General features: G+C 70.1%; 15 protein-coding genes and 3 pseudogenes. 12 read left to right on the top strand and 6 right to left on the bottom strand.

Going from position 1 to position 17,681, the window contains the following annotated elements; all coding sequences use genetic code 11:
- Nucleotides 1–2 precede the first annotated feature (2 nt).
- Nucleotides 3–688, top strand: a pseudogene (locus ACFYZJ_RS33175) (ricin-type beta-trefoil lectin domain protein); the annotation flags it as partial.
- A 215-nt stretch (nucleotides 689–903) separates the two neighbouring features.
- On the opposite strand, the gene ACFYZJ_RS33180 reads toward ACFYZJ_RS33175, so the two are convergent.
- Nucleotides 904–1,203: a YciI family protein gene (locus tag ACFYZJ_RS33180; RefSeq protein WP_388574273.1), complete on the bottom strand. Its 300-nt coding sequence runs from the start codon at nucleotides 1,201–1,203 to the stop codon at nucleotides 904–906.
- 226 nt (nucleotides 1,204–1,429) lie between these two features.
- Here ACFYZJ_RS33180 and ACFYZJ_RS33185 point away from each other — a divergent pair, with 226 nt between their 5' ends.
- Nucleotides 1,430–1,873 (top strand): DUF485 domain-containing protein, encoded by a 444-nt coding sequence (locus ACFYZJ_RS33185; RefSeq protein ID WP_388574276.1) that lies wholly within the window; start codon nucleotides 1,430–1,432, stop codon nucleotides 1,871–1,873.
- Nucleotides 1,870–3,507 (top strand): cation acetate symporter, encoded by a 1,638-nt coding sequence (locus ACFYZJ_RS33190; RefSeq protein ID WP_388574279.1) that lies wholly within the window; start codon nucleotides 1,870–1,872, stop codon nucleotides 3,505–3,507. The genes ACFYZJ_RS33185 and ACFYZJ_RS33190 overlap by 4 nt, the downstream gene beginning before the upstream one ends.
- 27 nt (nucleotides 3,508–3,534) lie before the next feature.
- On the opposite strand, the gene ACFYZJ_RS33195 is transcribed toward ACFYZJ_RS33190, so the two are convergent.
- From ACFYZJ_RS33195 to ACFYZJ_RS33205, 3 genes are all read right to left on the bottom strand, one after another.
- A complete protein-coding gene (locus tag ACFYZJ_RS33195) occupies nucleotides 3,535–4,419 on the bottom strand; it encodes a cellulose-binding protein (RefSeq protein WP_388574282.1) in 885 nt (294 codons plus the stop codon).
- 204 nt (nucleotides 4,420–4,623) lie between these two features.
- On the bottom strand, nucleotides 4,624–7,344 hold the full coding sequence (locus ACFYZJ_RS33200; protein WP_388574285.1) for an SUKH-4 family immunity protein: 2,721 nt from the start codon (nucleotides 7,342–7,344) through the stop codon (nucleotides 4,624–4,626).
- Nucleotides 7,345–7,353: 9 nt separating this feature from the next.
- Nucleotides 7,354–8,370, bottom strand: a complete 1,017-nt coding sequence (locus tag ACFYZJ_RS33205; protein WP_388574321.1) for an SMI1/KNR4 family protein — start codon at nucleotides 8,368–8,370, stop codon at nucleotides 7,354–7,356.
- Nucleotides 8,371–8,634: 264 nt separating this feature from the next.
- On the opposite strand from ACFYZJ_RS33205, the gene ACFYZJ_RS33210 reads away from it, so the two are divergent.
- Entirely contained in the window at nucleotides 8,635–9,135 is a 501-nt protein-coding gene (locus ACFYZJ_RS33210; protein ID WP_388574288.1) for a YwqJ-related putative deaminase, read from the top strand.
- Nucleotides 9,136–9,144: 9 nt separating this feature from the next.
- Complete coding sequence (locus tag ACFYZJ_RS33215) at nucleotides 9,145–9,639, top strand: SUKH-3 domain-containing protein (protein ID WP_388574291.1); 495 nt, start codon at nucleotides 9,145–9,147, stop codon at nucleotides 9,637–9,639.
- Nucleotides 9,640–9,678: 39 nt separating this feature from the next.
- On the opposite strand, the gene ACFYZJ_RS33220 is transcribed toward ACFYZJ_RS33215, so the two are convergent.
- A complete protein-coding gene (locus tag ACFYZJ_RS33220; protein ID WP_388574294.1) occupies nucleotides 9,679–10,998 on the bottom strand; it encodes a sensor histidine kinase in 1,320 nt (439 codons plus the stop codon).
- Nucleotides 10,999–11,165: 167 nt separating this feature from the next.
- On the opposite strand from ACFYZJ_RS33220, the pseudogene ACFYZJ_RS33225 reads away from it, so the two are divergent.
- The 7 genes and pseudogenes from ACFYZJ_RS33225 (at nucleotide 11,166) to ACFYZJ_RS33255 (ending at nucleotide 17,537) form a co-directional block, all read left to right on the top strand.
- Nucleotides 11,166–12,022, top strand: a pseudogene (locus ACFYZJ_RS33225) (helix-turn-helix domain-containing protein).
- Between the two features lie 215 nt (nucleotides 12,023–12,237).
- A complete protein-coding gene (gene glmU, locus ACFYZJ_RS33230) occupies nucleotides 12,238–13,683 on the top strand; it encodes a bifunctional UDP-N-acetylglucosamine diphosphorylase/glucosamine-1-phosphate N-acetyltransferase GlmU (protein ID WP_388574297.1) in 1,446 nt (481 codons plus the stop codon).
- 137 nt (nucleotides 13,684–13,820) lie between these two features.
- Entirely contained in the window at nucleotides 13,821–14,801 is a 981-nt protein-coding gene (locus ACFYZJ_RS33235; protein ID WP_388574300.1) for a ribose-phosphate diphosphokinase, read from the top strand.
- Nucleotides 14,802–15,002: 201 nt separating this feature from the next.
- Nucleotides 15,003–15,596: a 50S ribosomal protein L25/general stress protein Ctc gene (locus tag ACFYZJ_RS33240; protein WP_388574303.1), complete on the top strand. Its 594-nt coding sequence runs from the start codon at nucleotides 15,003–15,005 to the stop codon at nucleotides 15,594–15,596.
- A 69-nt stretch (nucleotides 15,597–15,665) separates the two neighbouring features.
- Nucleotides 15,666–16,268, top strand: coding sequence for an aminoacyl-tRNA hydrolase (gene pth / locus ACFYZJ_RS33245; RefSeq protein ID WP_388574305.1), 603 nt, complete (start codon nucleotides 15,666–15,668; stop codon nucleotides 16,266–16,268).
- 65 nt (nucleotides 16,269–16,333) lie between these two features.
- Nucleotides 16,334–16,822 (top strand): hypothetical protein, encoded by a 489-nt coding sequence (locus ACFYZJ_RS33250; RefSeq protein ID WP_388574307.1) that lies wholly within the window; start codon nucleotides 16,334–16,336, stop codon nucleotides 16,820–16,822.
- A pseudogene (locus ACFYZJ_RS33255) lies at nucleotides 16,822–17,537 on the top strand (hypothetical protein). The gene ACFYZJ_RS33250 and the pseudogene ACFYZJ_RS33255 overlap by 1 nt, the downstream one beginning before the upstream one ends.
- Nucleotides 17,538–17,586: 49 nt before the next feature.
- Here ACFYZJ_RS33255 and ACFYZJ_RS33260 read toward each other — a convergent pair.
- Nucleotides 17,587–17,681 (bottom strand): phosphoenolpyruvate carboxylase (locus ACFYZJ_RS33260; protein ID WP_388563343.1); only part of this gene is annotated, 95 nt, incomplete at its 5' end.

Genomic DNA, 17,681 nt, shown 5'->3' on the forward strand with positions numbered 1-17,681 from the left:
CGGCGGCGAGCAGCGCCTACAGCGCCACCTCCACCGGGCACTACACCGGTGTGAGCGCGGCGAGCACCGGCGTGAACGTCGTCGACATCGCCTACACCACCACCTCCTCCACCGCCCGCTCGGCGACCCTCCAGGTGAACGGCCAGACGCCGACCACGGTCTCCTTCCCGCCGACCGGTTCCGTCCAGGGCACGGTCTCCGTCGAGGCCGGTCTTGCCAAGGGTTCGGCCAACACGCTGACGCTGACGGGCAGTTCGCTGCCGAGCCTGGCACGATCACCGTCCGCCCGATACCCGGCACCAACGGCCCTCTGATCACCGGCAAGCAGTCCGGCCGTTGCGCCGACGTCTTCGACAACGCGATCACCAATGGCACCCAGACGGAGCTCTGAGACTGCAACGGCGGTCAGAACCAGTCCTGGACCTACACCTCCCGCAAGGAACTCGTGGTGTACGGCAACAAGTGCCTGGATGCCTACAACCTCGGCACGACCAACGGCACCAAGGTCGTCATCTGGGACTGCAACGGCCAGGCCAACCAGAAGTGGGACGTCAACTCGGACGGCACGATCACGAACGTCAACGCGGGCCTGTGCCTGGACGCCTACAACGCGGCCACGTCCAACGGCACGAACCTCGTCCTGTGGTCCTGCAACGGCGGCGACAACCAGAAGTGGACGCTGACGTAACGACGTAACGGCCGTGCCGGAACGACGAAGCCCCACCCCGCGTGCGCGGGATGGGGCTTCGTGTCAGAGCGCCGGGCAGGCCTTGCACCTGCATCTCCCCGCAGGAAGCGGGGCGTCTTTCCTTGGACCACCAACGCATCACCAGCCCCCGGGAGTTCCGGCGACCAGCACGTGATCAACTGTAGCGCACCTGCGTCGGGCGCGCACATCGCGCCTCAGGACGGCAGCTGCTGCCGGTACTCGGCGAGTGCGGGCGCCACCTTGGTCGCCAGGAACTCGGTGATCCGGTACGTGCACAGGCCGGCGACCACCAACGGGTCGGTCTCCGTGAGCTTCTCGACGGCCTCCCGGTCCTCGCCGACGGCGAGGATGATCCCGCCCTCACGCGGGACCTTACGGCCGGAGGCGAGGAAGACACCTGCCGCGTACTGCTCGTCCAGCCAGGCCACATGCGCCGGCAGGGCGGCATCGACGGCTTCGAGCGGGGCGGTGTAGGTCAGTTCCAGTACGAACACGCCGCCATCGTATCCGCCGGGACCCCACCGGCCCGATGCTCACTCACCTCTGAAACCACCGGAAGTAACCAGGGGTAACATCACAGGTCGGTGTAGTAAGCGCATACCGACCGGCCAGTTTGCAGAAAAGCCCCCAAGGCCCGGATCCCACGAGTAGCGTGCGTCGCTCACCCCCCGCTCCCTGCGGTCCGCCGCACCGGATCCGAGCCACGCAAGGAGAACCGGGATGTCCGACGCGTTCATACCGCGGCACTCGTCCCCCGAGTACTCAGTACCTCGCCACTCACCACCGCCGTACCCGACGTACCCCTGGCAGCAGCCACCCGCCCCGCCGGCCCCACCACGGACACCGGCCCATCCGCCGCTCGGCCACCACAGCGACCTGCGGATGCTGCGCACCGCCTACCGGTGGCAGCGCCGCGTGGCCACTCTCACCGCGCTCGGCTACTTCGTGCTGTTCCTCCTGCTGTCCGCGTTCGCGCCCTCCTTCATGACGGCCACCGTCTCCGGCGGCCTCACCACGGGCCTGCTGCTCGGACTGCTCCAACTCCCGGTCACCTGCGTCGCGATCGCCGTGTACGAGTACACGGCACGCCGCGGCGTCGACCCGATCGCCGACCGCATCCGCAGACAGGCCGCACTGGACACCGGGCGGGGGGCGGCACGATGACCACGGCGAGCGTGCCGGGAGGCATCACCGGGTTCGGCAGCTCCGCGCAGGCCATGTCGCTCGTGGCGTTCACCACCGTCGCCACGATCACGCTCCTGCTGTGCGTGATGACCGGACCCGACCGCGACGACCTCGTCGAGTTCTACACCGGCTACAACTCCCTGTCGCCGATGCGCAACGGCCTCGCCATCGCGGGCGACTACATCTCCGCCGCCACCGTACTCAGCACAGGCGGGATCATCGCCCTCACCGGATACGACGGTGTCGTCCTCGCACTGAGCACGGCGCTGTCGCTGATGCTGCTGATGTTCCTGCTGGCCGAGCCCCTGCGCAACGCGGGCCGGTTCACCATGGGCGACGTACTGGCACGGCGGATGCCCGGACGGGCGGTGCGCATCACGGCGTGCGCCGTGACCATCGCCGCGCTGCTGCCGTTGATGCTCGTACAACTCGCCGGAACCGGCGACCTGCTGGCCTTCATCCTCGGCTTCTCCAGCGACGCCCTGAAAGTGGGCTGCATCATCGGCATCGGCGCCCTGATGATCAGTTATGCGGCGATCGGCGGTATGAAGGGCACAGCGCTCATCCAGATCCTGAAGATCGTGATGCTGCTCGGCTCCGGCGCGGCCGTGGCCACGCTGATCCTGCACCGCTTCGACTGGGACCCCGGCGCGCTGTTCGCGGCCGCCGCGAAGAACAGCGGCGTCGGCCCCGCCTTCCTGCACTCGGGCCTGGAGTTCGCGGGCGGCCCGGCACCCCGCCTCGACATGATCAGCTCCGAGCTCACGGTGGTGCTCGGCGGCGCCTGCCTGCCGCACATCACCATGCGGATGTACACGGCGAGCAGCGCCCGGCAGGTGCGTCGCTCGATGTCCTGGGCGGTGCCGTCGGTGGCGCTGTTCGTTCCCATCATCACGGTCGTCGGGTTCGGCGCGACCGCCCTGATCGGGCGCGCCACCATCGCGGCGGCCGACCCCCAGGGCCGTACGGCCTATCTGCTGGGCTCCCGGGCCGCGTTCGGGAAGGACGTGTCAACCGGCGCGACACTGCTGTTCACCGCGGTCACAGCGGCGATCTTCCTGACCCTCCTCGCCTCCGTGGCCGGAATGATCCTCGCCTGCGCCAACTCCCTCGCCCACGACGTCTTCGCGGCCCGGAAACACGAGATGCCCTCGCGACGCGAGATGACCGCGGCGCGCCTGTCGGCGATGGCCGTGGGTGCCGTGGCGATCCTGCTCGCCACCCTCTTCCAGCACCGCAGCCTCCAGCCGCTGGCCACGCTCTCCTTCTGCATCGGAGCCTCCGCGATCGCACCGGCCCTGGTGTACAGCCTGTTCTGGCGCCGCTACACCCGAACCGGCCTGCTGTGCACGCTGATCGGCGGCACCGTGACGACCCTCGTGCTGATGACCGGCACCAACCTGGTCTCCGGCTCCCCCGCCGCGGCCTTCCCGGCCGCCGACTTCAACTGGTTCCCGTTCACCACCACCGGCCTCCTCTCCATCCCCCTGGGCTTCGCCTACGGCTGGCTCGGCACACTCGCCTCCGGCCGCGGCCAGGCCGACGAGCAACGCCGGCAGTACGAGGCGGTGGAGGGCTGGATCCTGGCGGGGGCGGCCCGCAGGAGCGGCTGACGAACGGCCGGGCCGCGCCAAGTCCGTCTACTCGGCCGCAGCCCGGCCCGTCAGCATGGCCAGACTGTTGCGCACATGGTCCATCTGGGCCTGCACACAGTCCCAGACCTCGCCGTGCTCCCGCAGCACCCGCTCCGTCTCCCGGGCGATACGGTCCTCGCGCACCCGCGCCTCAGCGACCAGCTCGGCGGCGCGCGCCTGGGCGTCCCGCTGCACCTGCCGGGCCGACTCCTGGGCCTGGGCCAGCGCCCGCTCCGCCTCCGACAGCGCGGCCTCGGCACCCGCCACCCGCTCCGCCTCCCACGCCTGGACCTCCGCGACCCGTTCGGCCGCCGCCCGTTCCTCGTCCGCCCAACGCTCGGCGTGCTCCCGCTCCTGCTCGGCGAGCAGCGCCGCCGTGCGCTGGCGCACCTCACGCAACGCGGCCAGCGCCTCCCCGCGCCCCTCCTTCACCTCACGCCGCGCCGTGACCCGTACGTCGTCGGCCTCCGCCCGCGCCGCCAGCAGCCGGGTGCGGACCCGCTCCTCGGCCTCACCACGCACCTCGTCCGCGTACGCCTGCGCCTCCTCCCGCACCCGCAGCGCCTCCTCCTCCGCCTCCGCGAGCAGGCGCCCGGCCTCCTGCCGCGCCTCCTCCCGCAGGGCCTCGGCCTCCTCCCGCGCCAGGTCGAACAGCCGGCCGGCCCCGTCGCCCAGGCCCTCGTAGCTCTGCGCCGGGAGCTGCGCCACCGTCTCCCGCAGCCGCAGCAGGCCGGCCTCCATCTCCTTGGCCAGCACCGTCAGCCGGGCGGCCCGCTCCCAGGCCGCGTCGCGCTCCCGTGAGAGGGCCGAGGTGTAGGCGTCGACCTGGTCGCGACGGTAGCCGCGCCGCACGGACGCGAAGCCGTACGGCGACCCCGATGCGCTGCTCATCGTGGAACCCCTCTCCACCCGACCCACGAAGCGATGATTTTGCGCACATCTTGATGGATCAGTCGGAATCGTTCATAACGCGACACTCCACGCGGAAGCAACGGATCGCCCCGGAGATCACCCGAAAAAGCGGCCGGGCCCGGTCGTCCGTACGACCGGGCCCGAAACTGACCATCCGTCAGAAAAGAGCGCTTCGGGAAGAGCTCACAGCAAGCCGTCCCACATCTGCTCCAGCAGCACCGACCACCAACTCTCCGGCGAAGCCAGCGCCGCAGGGTCGAGGGAGGCGAGCTGAGCCTGGAAGTCGACCGTCCAGCGGCCCGCCTGCTCCTGGTTGAGGCCGTAGCGCAGCCGCCACATCCGGCCGAGCAGGGCCAGGCAGCGCACGAACTCGGGCAGGCCCGTGTTCACGAACTGCGGCGGCACCGAAGCGCCGCCCGGCCCCGGCTCCACGGGCACCGCGACGATGTTCGCCGTACCGTACTGCACACAGATCGCCTTGCCGAAGTCGCTGCCCATCACCAGGTACGAGCCCGCGTCCGGGGCCGGCTGCACCCCGCGCTCCTGCGCCAGCTCCGCCAGCGTCGGCACCGGACGGCCCGGCTGGGCCTGCGCCCAGAAGAACGGGCCCATGTCGAACGGCAGTCCCGCCACGACCAGGGTGTGCGCCACGATCGGCGGCACACCCTGCCGGGACACCGCCGCCTGCTCGAACCGGAAGATTCCCGGACCGAAGACACCGGCCAGTTCCTGCGCGATGCCCTCCGGCGGGACCGGCGGCGCCGGCTGCACCGCGGGCAACGGAGCACGCACCGGCCCCGGACGCGCCGGACCGTCCGCCACCTGATGCAACTCACCCTGATGGGCCAGCAGTTGCCCCATCCCCTGCTGCCGCGAGGCGTGATCGGTGCCGTACGGGGCGATGCTGGTGATCCGCGCCTGCGGCCAGTTCTCCCGGATCATCCGCGCACAGTACGCGCCCGGCAGCTCACACGACTCCAGCTCCGTGTGCAGCTCCAGCACCTGGTCCGGCGGCACGTTCATGGCACGCAGCTCATGGAAGATCTGCCACTCCGGGTGCGGCATGCCCGGCGCCGAACGCCGGATCAGCTGCTGCTCCGAACCGTCCTGCGCACGGTAGCGCAGCACGGCCTGATAGCCGGGGCCGACGGTCGGCGGGGCCTGCGGTGGGTAACCGTACGACGGCTGGGCACCGGGGACCGGCTGCCCCGGCGGCTGTCCGGGCACGGGCTGTCCCGGCATCGGCGGCTGTCCGGGCACGGGCTGTCCCGGCATCGGCGGCTGTCCGGGCACGGGCTGTCCCGGCGGCTGCGGGGCACCCGGAGGCATCCCAGGGGCACCCGGAGGCATCCCAGGGGCACCCGGAGGCGGCGGGGGTGCACCGGGACCTGCGGTCGGCGGCCCGGCCAGCATGGTCTCGGCGTGGTGCACGGCACCGGGCGTGCCCTGCGGCTGCGCAGGACCCTGCGGGTTCGGCGCGGCGGGAACACCGGGCTGCCCAGGGTGCCCGGGAGTCGCGGGCTGCCCGGGAGCACCCGGCTGCCCGGGAGCCGCGGGCAGAGCGCCAGGGCTCGGTGGGCCCGGGGGCATGGGGGCGCCCGGAGCGCCCGGGCCGGGCCGGCCGGGGTCGGCGAGCATGGTGGCCGCGTGGTGGACACCCTTCGAGGGCGTACCACCCGGAGGGTTCGGCGCGCCGGAAGCACTCGGCGCGCCCGGAGCCCGCGGCGCCCCCGGAGGGGTCGGCACACCCGGCTGCGGGGGGCCGCCCGGCGGCGGTGCCTCCGGCGGGGGCGGAGGCTTGCGGAGACCGGCCGCACCCTCGGGCCCGTCCACGCCGAGCTGCGAGACGAGCTGGGTCGGCACATACCCGCCCGCCGAAGCGCTCGGAGCCGGCGGCGGAGGCGGCGGGGGCGTGACACCCGGCCGCGCGCCCGGAACCCCGGGCGCGCCCGGCGGATGGGGCGGACCACCGGCGCGCGCACCGCGCGCAGGCGCGGCCATGCTGGTCGCGGCATCCGCGATGTCCGCGGCGCTCGCGGCGTTCCCGGCGTTCCCGGCGTTCCCGGCGTTCCCGGCGTTCGGCGCGGGAGCCTGCGGCACGCCGGGCGCAGGAACGCCAGGCGCCTGCGGGTAGCCGTACGCCGGAGCACCCGGCACACCACCCGGAGACTGCGGGTAGCCGTACCCCGGCGCCCCCGCAGCACCCGGCGCACCCGGAATCGGCGGAGCACCCGAGGGTGCGCCACCCGACATCAGCGCCGTCTTCACGTCCGGCGGTGCGGCGCCCTCCTCCGAGTCGCTCAACGGCGGCGCGAACACCGTCCGCGGCAGCGGCACCGAACCGCCCTCGCCCGCGCCCGGGTTGGTGTCGGTCCCCGCCCACGGCGTATCACCCGCGGACGGCTCCGGCACCTCCTCGCCACCCCCGGCCGCAGGCCACGCCGTACCCGAACCACCCGAAGAAGCCTCCGCGGCAACACGCGCACCCGCACCGTCCGACGCACCGCCACCGGACGTCCCGCGATCCGCGCCCCCCCTCCGGTCCGCCGCCTCCTGGAGCCACTCAGGCGGCGTCAACAGGAACGACGTCTGGTTCAGATCCACCCGAGCCGCAGGCGCCGGCGCCGGCGGCGCCTCCGCGCCCCGCGTCCCGTACTCCTCCTCGTACCGGCGGATCACCTCGCCCACCGGCAACCCCGGCCACAGCGTCGCCTCACCACTGTCCCGGGCGATCACCAGCCGCTGAGCGCCCCCGTCCGAACGCGGCCCCCCTTCCCGGTCCTCCGCCCACACGACGAACCCGAGCTCGAACTCCCGCACCCGCACCTCACGCTGCAGATACGCCGGAACATCCCCGTTGATCCACTCTTCCGCGCGCTCCTGCGCCTGCGCGAACGTCACCATCGCCCGAACTCACTCCCCCACCGAAGACGCCGACGACACCGACGGCCCCGGCGACACCGGCACCGCACGCGCGAACCCACCGTCCACCATCAGATTCGCCACCGTCTCCAACTCCGGCGGATTGCCCGCGAGCCGCCCCAGGAACTCGTCGAAGTCCTCACCACACGGCAGCAACAACCGCTCCACCCGCTCCGCAGGCGACCACGACGCATCCACGTCCCGCGCATCGTCATACGCGCAGAACCACACCGAACCGATCCGGTCACCCTTCACCTTCACGGCCAGCAACCCGCCCTGCACAAAACCGACGCCCAGATAGTCCTTCGTCAGATGGTCACGCAGACACTTGTTCACGTACACCAGATCATTGACCGCCGCCTCGTCCCGCACCGTGAACAACGGCTGGTCCACCAACAGCCCCAACTCCGCGTCCAGCGCCGCGCCCACCGGCGCACAACCACCCGCCGCCTTCAGAAACGACCGGTACGCACCCGGCAGCCGATACCCCAGGTCCTCCTCCACCCCCTGCACCTGCGACTCCGTCACCGCCACCGACGACTTCGGCAACCCGAAATGCGCCGGCCGCGTCTCCTGCAACGGCCGCGTCCCCCGCTTACCGTGATCCACCTTCGCCGTCGCGATCCCCCCGTGATGCCGCAGCAGCGCCTTCACCTCGACCGGAACCAACTCCAGCCGCCGCGAACCCCGCACGTGATGCCACGTCCACCCATGCGGAGTCGCCACCGACACCACCGTGTCCCACAACTCGTGCCCCGACGCCGCCAACGCCGCGTTCGCCGACACATAGTCCGTCAACCGCAGCTCATCCACACCGAAACCCTCCGGCGGCTCCGCGATCTCCGCGGCCGCACGGGCGTACGGCGAGAAATCCGGGTAGCCGTACTCGTCGACCCGCACCCCCCTCGGATGCCGAGCCGCCCTCACCGGATCCGGAAAGTGCACGACCTGCCCGGCGTACGCCGCGTTCGGCGGCGCGGCCCGGTGCCCGAGCCGACCTGTCGTCACGGTTGCCCCCTGCGGCTTTCTCATCTGGCCTTGTACGGCGATACGGATCACGGACGCCGACAGCCTATGCGGTACGACGACACCGGTCACCGGCCCACCACACCCCCCGACCCCGGCCGGACACCCCCACGTGACCAGCCGTCACCCCACCGTCACCCAACCCCCCGACACGGGCGTGTCACACCGCCCCAGCTTCCGCACCCGCCACGGCATTTGGCAGTCTGTGTCCCCACCGGGGGGATGCACGGGAGGGGAAAGACGATCATGAACACCGCAGCAACAGACACATCCGGCGACCCGCGCATCGGCTGGAGCACCACCGACACGCCCCCCGCCCCCACCCTCCGCCACCGCCGCGACGGCATCCTCCCCACCGTCGCCGCCGCCCTCTCCGTCCGCGGCACCACCCTCACCGGCACCGCCGCCCGCGGCGACCAACCCCCCGCCCTCCACCCCCTCGTCCAGGACTTCCTCGACACCCTCACCAGCAACCAACGCGACCGCTACACCGGACGCTGCGCCGAAACCATCCTCATCTCCCGCCACATCACCACCGCCGACGCCGCCCGCAGCAAACGCGCCGCCCGCAAACCCATGACCAACGGCGAAGCCCGCAAAGCCCTCAAACACGCAAAACTCACCGCCCGCCGCATCCGCGAGGACGGCGACCCCCTCCACGGCAGCTTCGCCCCACCCTGCCGCGCCTGCACCGCACTCAGCGCCCACTTCGGCGTCCGCATCATCGACCCCACCCGCCAGGACTGACACCCGCACATGCACGCCGACCGCACCTCCACCACCCGCTTCTCCGTCCCCGTCGACGCCGCACTACGCGCCGCAGGCTGGCAACCAGGCCGCTGGGACATAAAGCAAGCAGAAATCTGGGCCGACACCCTCCGCAGCCACACCTCACCCGCAGGCCACCGGCACGCCGTCTTCCCCGCCGCCGTCGAAGCCTGGGCCGAATTCGGCGGCCTCCACATCACCCCCCAAGGCCCCGGCCGCCAACTCGCCCCCGCCACCCTCCACCTCGACCCCCTCCACGGCCTCCACCTGGCCCGCACTTTCGGCGACCTCGGCCGCGCCCTCGACACCGAAGTCAGCCCCCTCGGCGAGGAAACCGACAGCCACACCCTCCTCGCCATCGACACCGAAGGCCGCGTCTACGCCCTCGACCACACCGGCGACTGGTACCTCGGCCCCGACATCGACCACGGCCTCACCACCCTGCTGACCGGGATCGAACCCGTCCGCCTCACAGCCGGGTGACAACCCACCCCGACCGCGTCACGCCACCTGCCGACCGCCTCAGGCGACCTGCGCCGGAATCACCGCCGACACCCGGAACCCACCCGCATCCGTCGGCCCCGACACGAACACCCCACCCAGCGCACTGACCCGCTCCTTCATCCCCAGCAGACCATTGCCCCCACTCGGCAACCGCGCCGCCTGAACCGAACCCGGCTCCGGCGGCGGCTCGTTCTCCACCTGCATCGCGATCTCCGCACTACGGTGCGCCAACCGCACATGCGTCTTCGCCCCCGCCGCGTGCTTGTGGACGTTCGTCAACGCCTCCTGCACCACCCGGTACGCCGTCTGCTCCACCTCCGGCGCATACGACCGCACCTCCCCCTCCACCGACAGATCCACCACCATGCCCGCCGCCGCCGACTGCCCGATCAACTCCTCCAACTCGGCCAGACACGGACCCTCGGACGACTCCACCTCAGCGACCCGCGACGCGGCAGCGACCGCAGCCGCCCCCACCGCGGCGAGCGGCACAGCCGACTGAGCCGGCCGCTCCACAACCCCGTCCCCGGCCCGCAGCACACCCAGCATCTGCCGCAACTCGGTCAACGCCTGCCGCCCCATGTCCCCCACCAGCGCGGCATTCCTCACCGCCTTCTCCGGATCCTTCCGCGCCACAGCCTGAAGAGCGGCGGCATGCACCACCATCAGACTCACCCGATGCGCGACAACGTCATGCATCTCCCGCGCGATCCGCGTCCGCTCCTCGCTCCGCGCCCACTCCGCCCGCTCCTCAGCCCGCTCCGCGAGCAGAACCAGCTCCCGCTCCAGCGAATCGGCCCGCTCCCGCAAACTCTCCATCAACCGCCGCCGAGCACCCACATACAGGCCCAGCAGCACCGGAGGAGCGGTCATACCGAGAGCAGTGGTCACGGACAGAAACGGGATGAACCCCCCGGCAATCGCCAGATCCCCCCGAACCATTCCCTGATGCGCCCGCACATACGTGACGACGAACATCCCCACGAACGACATCCCCGCCAGCGCACCGATGATCCGCCGGGGCAGCTCGGAAGCCGCAAGGGTGTACAGACCGACGAGGCCCATCAGGAACCCCATCTGCGCCGGCGTGATCGCGATACTCACCAGCACCACAGCAACGGGCCACCGCCGCCGCAGCAACAGAGTCACGCCGGCGAACAACCCGAACACCATCCCCACCGGAACCGGCAACCCGGCATCCCGCGAGAACTGCAGCCCCTCCACCGCACACTCCACGGCGGACACCGCCGCGAGCCCCATATCGAGCGCGGCACTACGCCACCGCACCCACCACCACGGCCCCCCGGCCGCGGCGTGCACTTCCCCCGACGTGGTCATGGCACCAGCCTACGGGCGCCGGGCGCGGCATTTCCGGCGAGTTTCCACGACTGCGCCACACCACACTCCGTAACCGAACAGAAGCGAAACGCCCCGGAATCCCTCGAACTGCTGAATCGCACACCGTTCGACCCCGGAAGGCCCGATTCCGCCCAGAGGTTGTGCCCATGGCACACGCACAGGGCAAGTACGCGGACTTCGAGGGGCTACGGGAGCGGGCGGTGGCGCTGCGGCGCGGCGGCTACAGCCTCCGGCAGATCCGCGACGAGCTGAAGATCTTCAACAACGACATCCTCAACCAGCTGGTGAAGGGCGAGCCCCCACCGGAATGGACGAAGCGCCCACGCGCGAAGGATGACCTCCGAGCGAGGGCACGGGAGCTGCGGCTCCAGGGCTGGACGTACGACCAGATCGAGGCGGAGCTGGGGTGCTCCCGCAGTTCGGTGTCGCTATGGGTGCGGGATATGCCGAAGCCCGAGCGCAGGCGCAGCCCCGAAGAGGCAGCCGAGATCGCCCGGCGCGGCTGGGAGGCGAAGCTCCGGATCCGCGACGAGGAACGGCAGCGAACCAAGGAAGCGGCCAAGCAGGCGATCGGCAACCTGTCGGCCCGGGACCTCTTCCTGGTGGGCGTGAGTCTCTACTGGGCTGAGGGCGGCAAGGACAAGCCGTACGACCGCCGCGAGCAAGTCAGTTTCGTGAACAGCGACCCCGGCGTGATCAAAGTCTTCCTCGCCTGGCTCGACCTGCTCGGAGTCGAGCGCGAACGCCTGCGATACACCGTAATGATCCATGAGAGCGCAGACGTCTCAGGCGCCGAGAACTACTGGGCGACCTCGTGGGCGCCGACCGCTCCGCCTTCAACAAGACGACCCTCAAGAAGCACAACCCAAAGACCGTTCGCAAGAACACGGGAGAGAGCTACCGAGGCTGTCTGGTGATCAAAGTTCTGAAGGGCGCCGAGTTGTACCGTCGCATCGAGGGCTCTTGGTACGGCATAGTGTTGGGTGCCGACTCGGCGAGCTAACCGAATGTCCGGTTTAGTCGAGTTTCATCCCCCATGGTGTAATCAGGCAGCACTGAGGGTTTTGGTCCCTTAAGTTCAGGTTCAAATCCTGATGGGGGAGCTGCTCGCGCCCGGGCCCTGACAGCACCGTCAGGGCCCGCTCGCATGTCCCCCGAGAAACACCCCGGTATCCTGCGGATGTCCACCCCACCCCCCTGAAGCCGAAGGGCATCCCCGTGAGCGCCAACCGCCCGGCCGCCGTCGTTGTTCTCGCAGCGGGTGAGGGCACCCGTATGAGGTCGGCCACACCCAAGGTTCTGCACGAGATCTGTGGCCGTTCCCTCGTCGGGCATGTGCTCGCCTCCGCGCGCGAGTTGAAGCCCGAGAATCTCGTCGTCGTCGTGGGCCACGCCCGGGAGCAGGTCGGCGCGCACCTCTCCGAGATCGACCCGGATGTCCGTACGGCCGTGCAGGCCGAGCAGAACGGTACGGGGCACGCCGTGCGGATGGCTCTTGAGGAGCTCGGCGGGTCCGTCGAGGGGACTGTCGTCGTGGTGTGCGGTGACACTCCGCTGCTGACGGGTGAGACGTTGCAGCGGCTCGCTGCCACGCACGCCGCCGACGGCAACGCGGTGACGGTGCTGACGGCCGAGGTTCCGGACGCGACTGGTTACGGCCGGATCGTGCGGGATGACTCGGGTGCGGTGACGGCGATCGTCGAGCACAAGGACGCCAGTGACGCCCAGCGGGCGATTCGTGAGATCAACTCGGGTGTTTTCGCTTTCGACGGCCGGCTGCTGGCCGAGGCGCTGAAGCAGGTCCGTACGGACAACAGTCAGGGTGAGGAGTACCTGACGGATGTGCTGGGGATTCTGCGGGGGGCCGGGCATCGGGTGGGGGCGTCCGTCGCGGTCGACCACCGGGAGATCGCCGGCATCAACAACCGCGTGCAGCTCTCGGAGGCGCGCCGCATTCTCAATGACCGGCTGCTGACGGCGGCCATGCTGTCGGGTGTGACCGTGGTCGATCCCGCTACCACCTGGGTCGACGTGACCGTGACCTTCGGGCAGGACGCCGTCGTGCACCCCGGTACGCAGCTCCTGGGTTCGACGCACGTCGGTGAGGGTGCCGAAGTGGGTCCGAACTCGCGGTTGAAGGACACGGAGGTGGGTGCGGGGGCCCGTGTCGACAACACCGTGTCCGACGGCGCGGTGGTCGGCCCGCAGGCTTCCGTCGGCCCGTACGCGTACCTCCGTCCCGGCACCCGTCTCGGCCTCAAGTCCAAGATCGGTACGTACGTCGAGACGAAGAACGCCTCGATCGGCGAGGGGACGAAGGTTCCGCACCTCTCCTATGTCGGTGACGCGACGATCGGTGAGTACACGAACATCGGTGCCGCGAGTGTGTTTGTGAACTATGACGGGGAGAGCAAGCACCACACGACCGTCGGGTCTCACTGCAAGACGGGTTCGGACAACATGTTTGTGGCTCCTGTCACGGTCGGGGACGGTGCGTACACCGCTGCGGGGTCCGTGATCACGAAGGATGTGCCGCCCGGTTCGTTGGCCGTGGCCCGTGGTCAGCAGCGGAATATCGAGGGTTGGGTGGCTCGTAAGCGTCCGGGGAGCGCGGCGGCGAAGGCGGCCGAGGCGGCTTCCCGGGAGCCGGAGGGCGAGGCCTGACCGGAAACGGGTGCGTCTGGGACGGCGTACCGTGATAAGTGCACACCCGCACCCCCACCAGCTGAGACGGCCTCTCGTATGTGGTTGACGTGGTCGTCTCGACAGCCAGCTGCGAACACCTCTGAGGAGACAGTGTCGTGACCGGGATCAAGACGACCGGCCTGAAGAAGTTGATGTTCTTCTCCGGCCGCGCCCACCCCGAGCTTGCCGAGGAGGTCGCCCACGAGCTGGGTGTCGGGGTTGTCCCGACGAAGGCCTTCGATTTTGCGAACGGTGAGATCTACGTTCGTTACCAGGAGTCGGCGCGGGGTGCCGACTGTTTCCTGATCCAGAGCCACACGGCTCCGATCAACAAGTGGATCATGGAGCAGTTGATCATGATCGACGCGCTGAAGCGTGCGTCGGCGCGTTCGATCACTGTGATCGTGCCGTTCTACGGTTACGCGCGGCAGGACAAGAAGCACCGGGGACGTGAACCGATTTCGGCGCGTCTGATCGCTGATCTGATGAAGACGGCGGGGGCGGACCGGATCCTGACCGTTGATCTGCACACGGATCAGATCCAGGGGTTCTTCGACGGTCCGGTGGATCACCTGTTCGCGCTTCCGCTGCTTGCCGACTATGTGGGCGGCAAGGTGGACCGGGAGAAGCTGACGGTGGTGTCGCCGGACGCGGGTCGGGTTCGGGTTGCGGACCGCTGGTGCGACCGGCTGGGTGCGCCTCTGGCCATCGTGCACAAGCGGCGGGACAAGGATGTCGCGAACCAGGTGACGGTGCACGAGGTCGTGGGTGAGGTCGAGGGCCGGGTGTGTGTCCTGGTCGATGACATGATCGACACGGGTGGCACGATCTGCGCGGCGGCGGACGCGTTGTTCGCGCATGGTGCGGAGGATGTCATCGTGACGGCGACGCATGGTGTGCTGTCGGGTCCTGCGGCGGATCGTCTGAAGAACTCGCGGGTGAGTGAGTTCGTCTTCACGGACACGCTGCCGACGCCGGGTGAGCTGGGCCGGGATCTGGACAAGATCACGGTGCTGTCGATCGCGCCGACGATCGCGAGTGCGGTGCGTGAGGTGTTCGAGGACGGTTCGGTGACGAGCCTGTTCGACGAGCAGTAGGAGCCGGGCCCTTGGGGCCTGGTGGTGATCGTTTTGGGTGCGGCCTTCTTCTCCGAGTAAACTGCTGCAGTTGCTCGGCGAGGGAGGCCGCGTTCGTTCTTCGGATGCGGCGGTCCGTTATCGACGCGCTCTTCGTAGCAGGCCGTTCGTGGCCGGGTGACCCCGACCGTTTGTCCTACGTACTACTACGAGGAGTGAGAGATGTCCGAGGTGAAGATCGCCGCCCAGACGCGCACCGAGTTCGGCAAGGGTGCTGCGCGTCGTATCCGCCGCGAGAACAAGGTTCCGGGTGTGCTGTACGGGCACGGTTCGGACCCGCTGCACCTGACGTTCCCGGGTCACGACCTGCTGCTGGCGCTGCGTACGCCGAACGTCCTGATCGCGCTGGACATCGACGGCAAGAGCACCGAGCTGGCGATTCCGAAGGCCGTGCAGCGTGACCCGCTGAAGGGTTTCCTGGAGCACGTGGACCTGCTGCTCGTGAAGCGCGGCGAGAAGGTCACCGTCGAGGTTCCGGTGCACGCCGAGGGTGAGCTGGCTCCGGGTGGCAACCTGCTGGAGCACGTGCTGGACGCGCTGCCGGTCGAGGCGGAGGCGACGCACATTCCGGAGGCGCTGACCGTCTCGGTCGAGGGCCTGGAGGCCGGTGCGTCCGTGCACGCCAAGGACGTCGTTCTGCCGAACGGTGTGACGCTGGCCGTGGACGAGGACGCGGTGGTGCTGCAGGTGCTGGCCGCGCAGGCCGAGGAGGCTCCCGAGGGCGAGGGTGAGGGCGAAGAGGCCGCCGAGGCCTGATTCCTCACCGGGACTGTTTCGTCAGCCGCTGCTCCTTCGGGAGTGGCGGCTGGCGTGTATCAAGGAGACGTGGACGTGACGACCGATCCAGGCGCGCCCTGGCTCATTGTGGGGCTTGGTAATCCGGGGCCCGAGTACGCCATGAACCGGCACAATGTCGGGTTCATGGTGGCGGATCTGCTGGCGGGGCGGGTCGGGGGGAAGTTCAAGCGGGCGGGGAAGGCGCAGGCGCAGGTCGTGGAGGGGCGGATCGGGCCGCCGGGTGCGGGGAGCCGTCGGGTGGTGCTGGCGAAGCCGATGTCGTTCATGAATCTGTCGGGTGGCCCGGTGAACGCCCTGCGGGATTTCTACAAGGTGCCGGTGGGGAATGTCGTCGCGGTGCATGACGAGCTGGACATCGATTACGGGACGCTGCGGTTGAAGCTCGGTGGTGGCGACAACGGTCACAACGGGTTGAAGTCGATCACGAAGGCGTTGGGGTCGGACTATCACCGGGTGCGGTTCGGGATCGGACGTCCGCCGGGGCGTATGCAGGTGGCGGATTTCGTGTTGAAGGACTTCTCCTCCGCGGAGCGCAAGGAGCTGGACTACTTCGTGGACCGGGCGGCGGATGCGGTGGAGTGTCTGGTGATCGATGGGCTGGAGCGGGCGCAGAGCACGTACAACTCGTGACATGTGGGCGGGCCTGGTCCTGGGGGAGTTGACCGGGTGCGCGGGGATGGCCAAGGATCGCCGGCATGCCTTCTGCCGTCTCGTCCTCTCAGGGTGCGGTCGCGGTGCTGCGGTTCGGGCGGCTCGCGGTGATGGGTGCGGTCGCCGTGCTCATCGTGGTCGCCGGTGTGTGGGGTTCCTGGGGCACCGCGCAGTACGTGATGCTGACCAAGGGCCGTGAGCGGGGCACGCTGACGGTGGAGCGGTGTGGGGCGGATGCGTGCAGTGGTCCGTTCACGCCGTTGTCGGCGGGGGCGGTGGCGCGCCGGAGTGTGGTGATCGAGAAGTCGGTCGCGGTCAGGCGTGGGCGGACGTACACGGTGGTGGTGAAGCCGGACTCGGACGATGTGGTGCGGTCGGGTCCGGCCGGGGTGCTGTATGCGTGGCTGCCGCTGGGTGGTGCTTTGTTGCTGGCGTCGGTGGTGGTGGCGGGTGGTCTGGGGTTGTCTCGGGCGGCGTGGGTGCTGGCGGGGTCCGGGCTGGCCTTGTTGACGGCGGCTTTCGTGGCGCTGTGATGTTGTGCGCCGGTGTCGCGGCGGCGTTCCTGCTCGCCCCGGCCGCTCACGCCGCCCCGCGCGGTGACAACGGCACGGTGAAGATCCACGATGCCCGGACCGGCGAGGAGCTTCGCCGCAACGAGCCGCACGTCTGCACGTTCTACCTGGATGCCTCCGGATTCGACGGTGTCCAGCGGGTCGACTGGCACATCGAGGCGTGGGCGCCGACGGCGGCCACCAGGGCGAAGCGGTGAAGTCCGGTGCCCTGACCCTGGACGCCGCCGGTCATGGCCGTACGGGCGACTTGTCGCTGCCCGACGGGCACTACAAGTTGTTCTGGAACTTCGACGGTGAGAAGGGCGCCGCGAAGCAGAAGGTGTGCTGGAGGGAGTGCGAGGGCTCCGGCGGGGGCGGTGCGGTGCCGTCGGGTGCGCCCTCGGCCTCTGTGTCGGCCTCTGTGTCCGCCTCCTTGCCGGGGGTGGTGGGGGCGAGTGTCTCGCCGAGTGGGTCGTCGTCCGGTGCGGGGGCGGTTCCGTCGGCCTCGGTGTCGGCGTCGCCGTCGGCGCAGGGTGGTGGCGGTGACCTGGCTCAGACCGGTAGTGGTGCTCCGGTGGGGTTGCTGCCCGGTCTCGCGGCCGTGCCGGTGGCTGCCGGTGGCTGCCGGTGGCTGCCGGTGGTGGTCTGGTGGTGTGGCGTCGCAGGGCCTCCCGGGGCTGACGTCCGCCGGATGTGACGGTGCCCCCGCGCCTCGTATCTGGCTCGGGGGCACCGTCGTGTCGGGGTCAGCCGGTGTTGCGGAGGCCGGCTGCGACGCCGTTGACGGTGAGCAGCAGGGCCCGCGACAGCAGCGGGTCGGGTTCGGTGCCGGCGGCGGCCG

It is taken from the genome of Streptomyces sp. NPDC001848 (assembly GCF_042891915.1).
Taxonomy (GTDB): Bacteria; Actinomycetota; Actinomycetes; order Streptomycetales; family Streptomycetaceae; genus Streptomyces.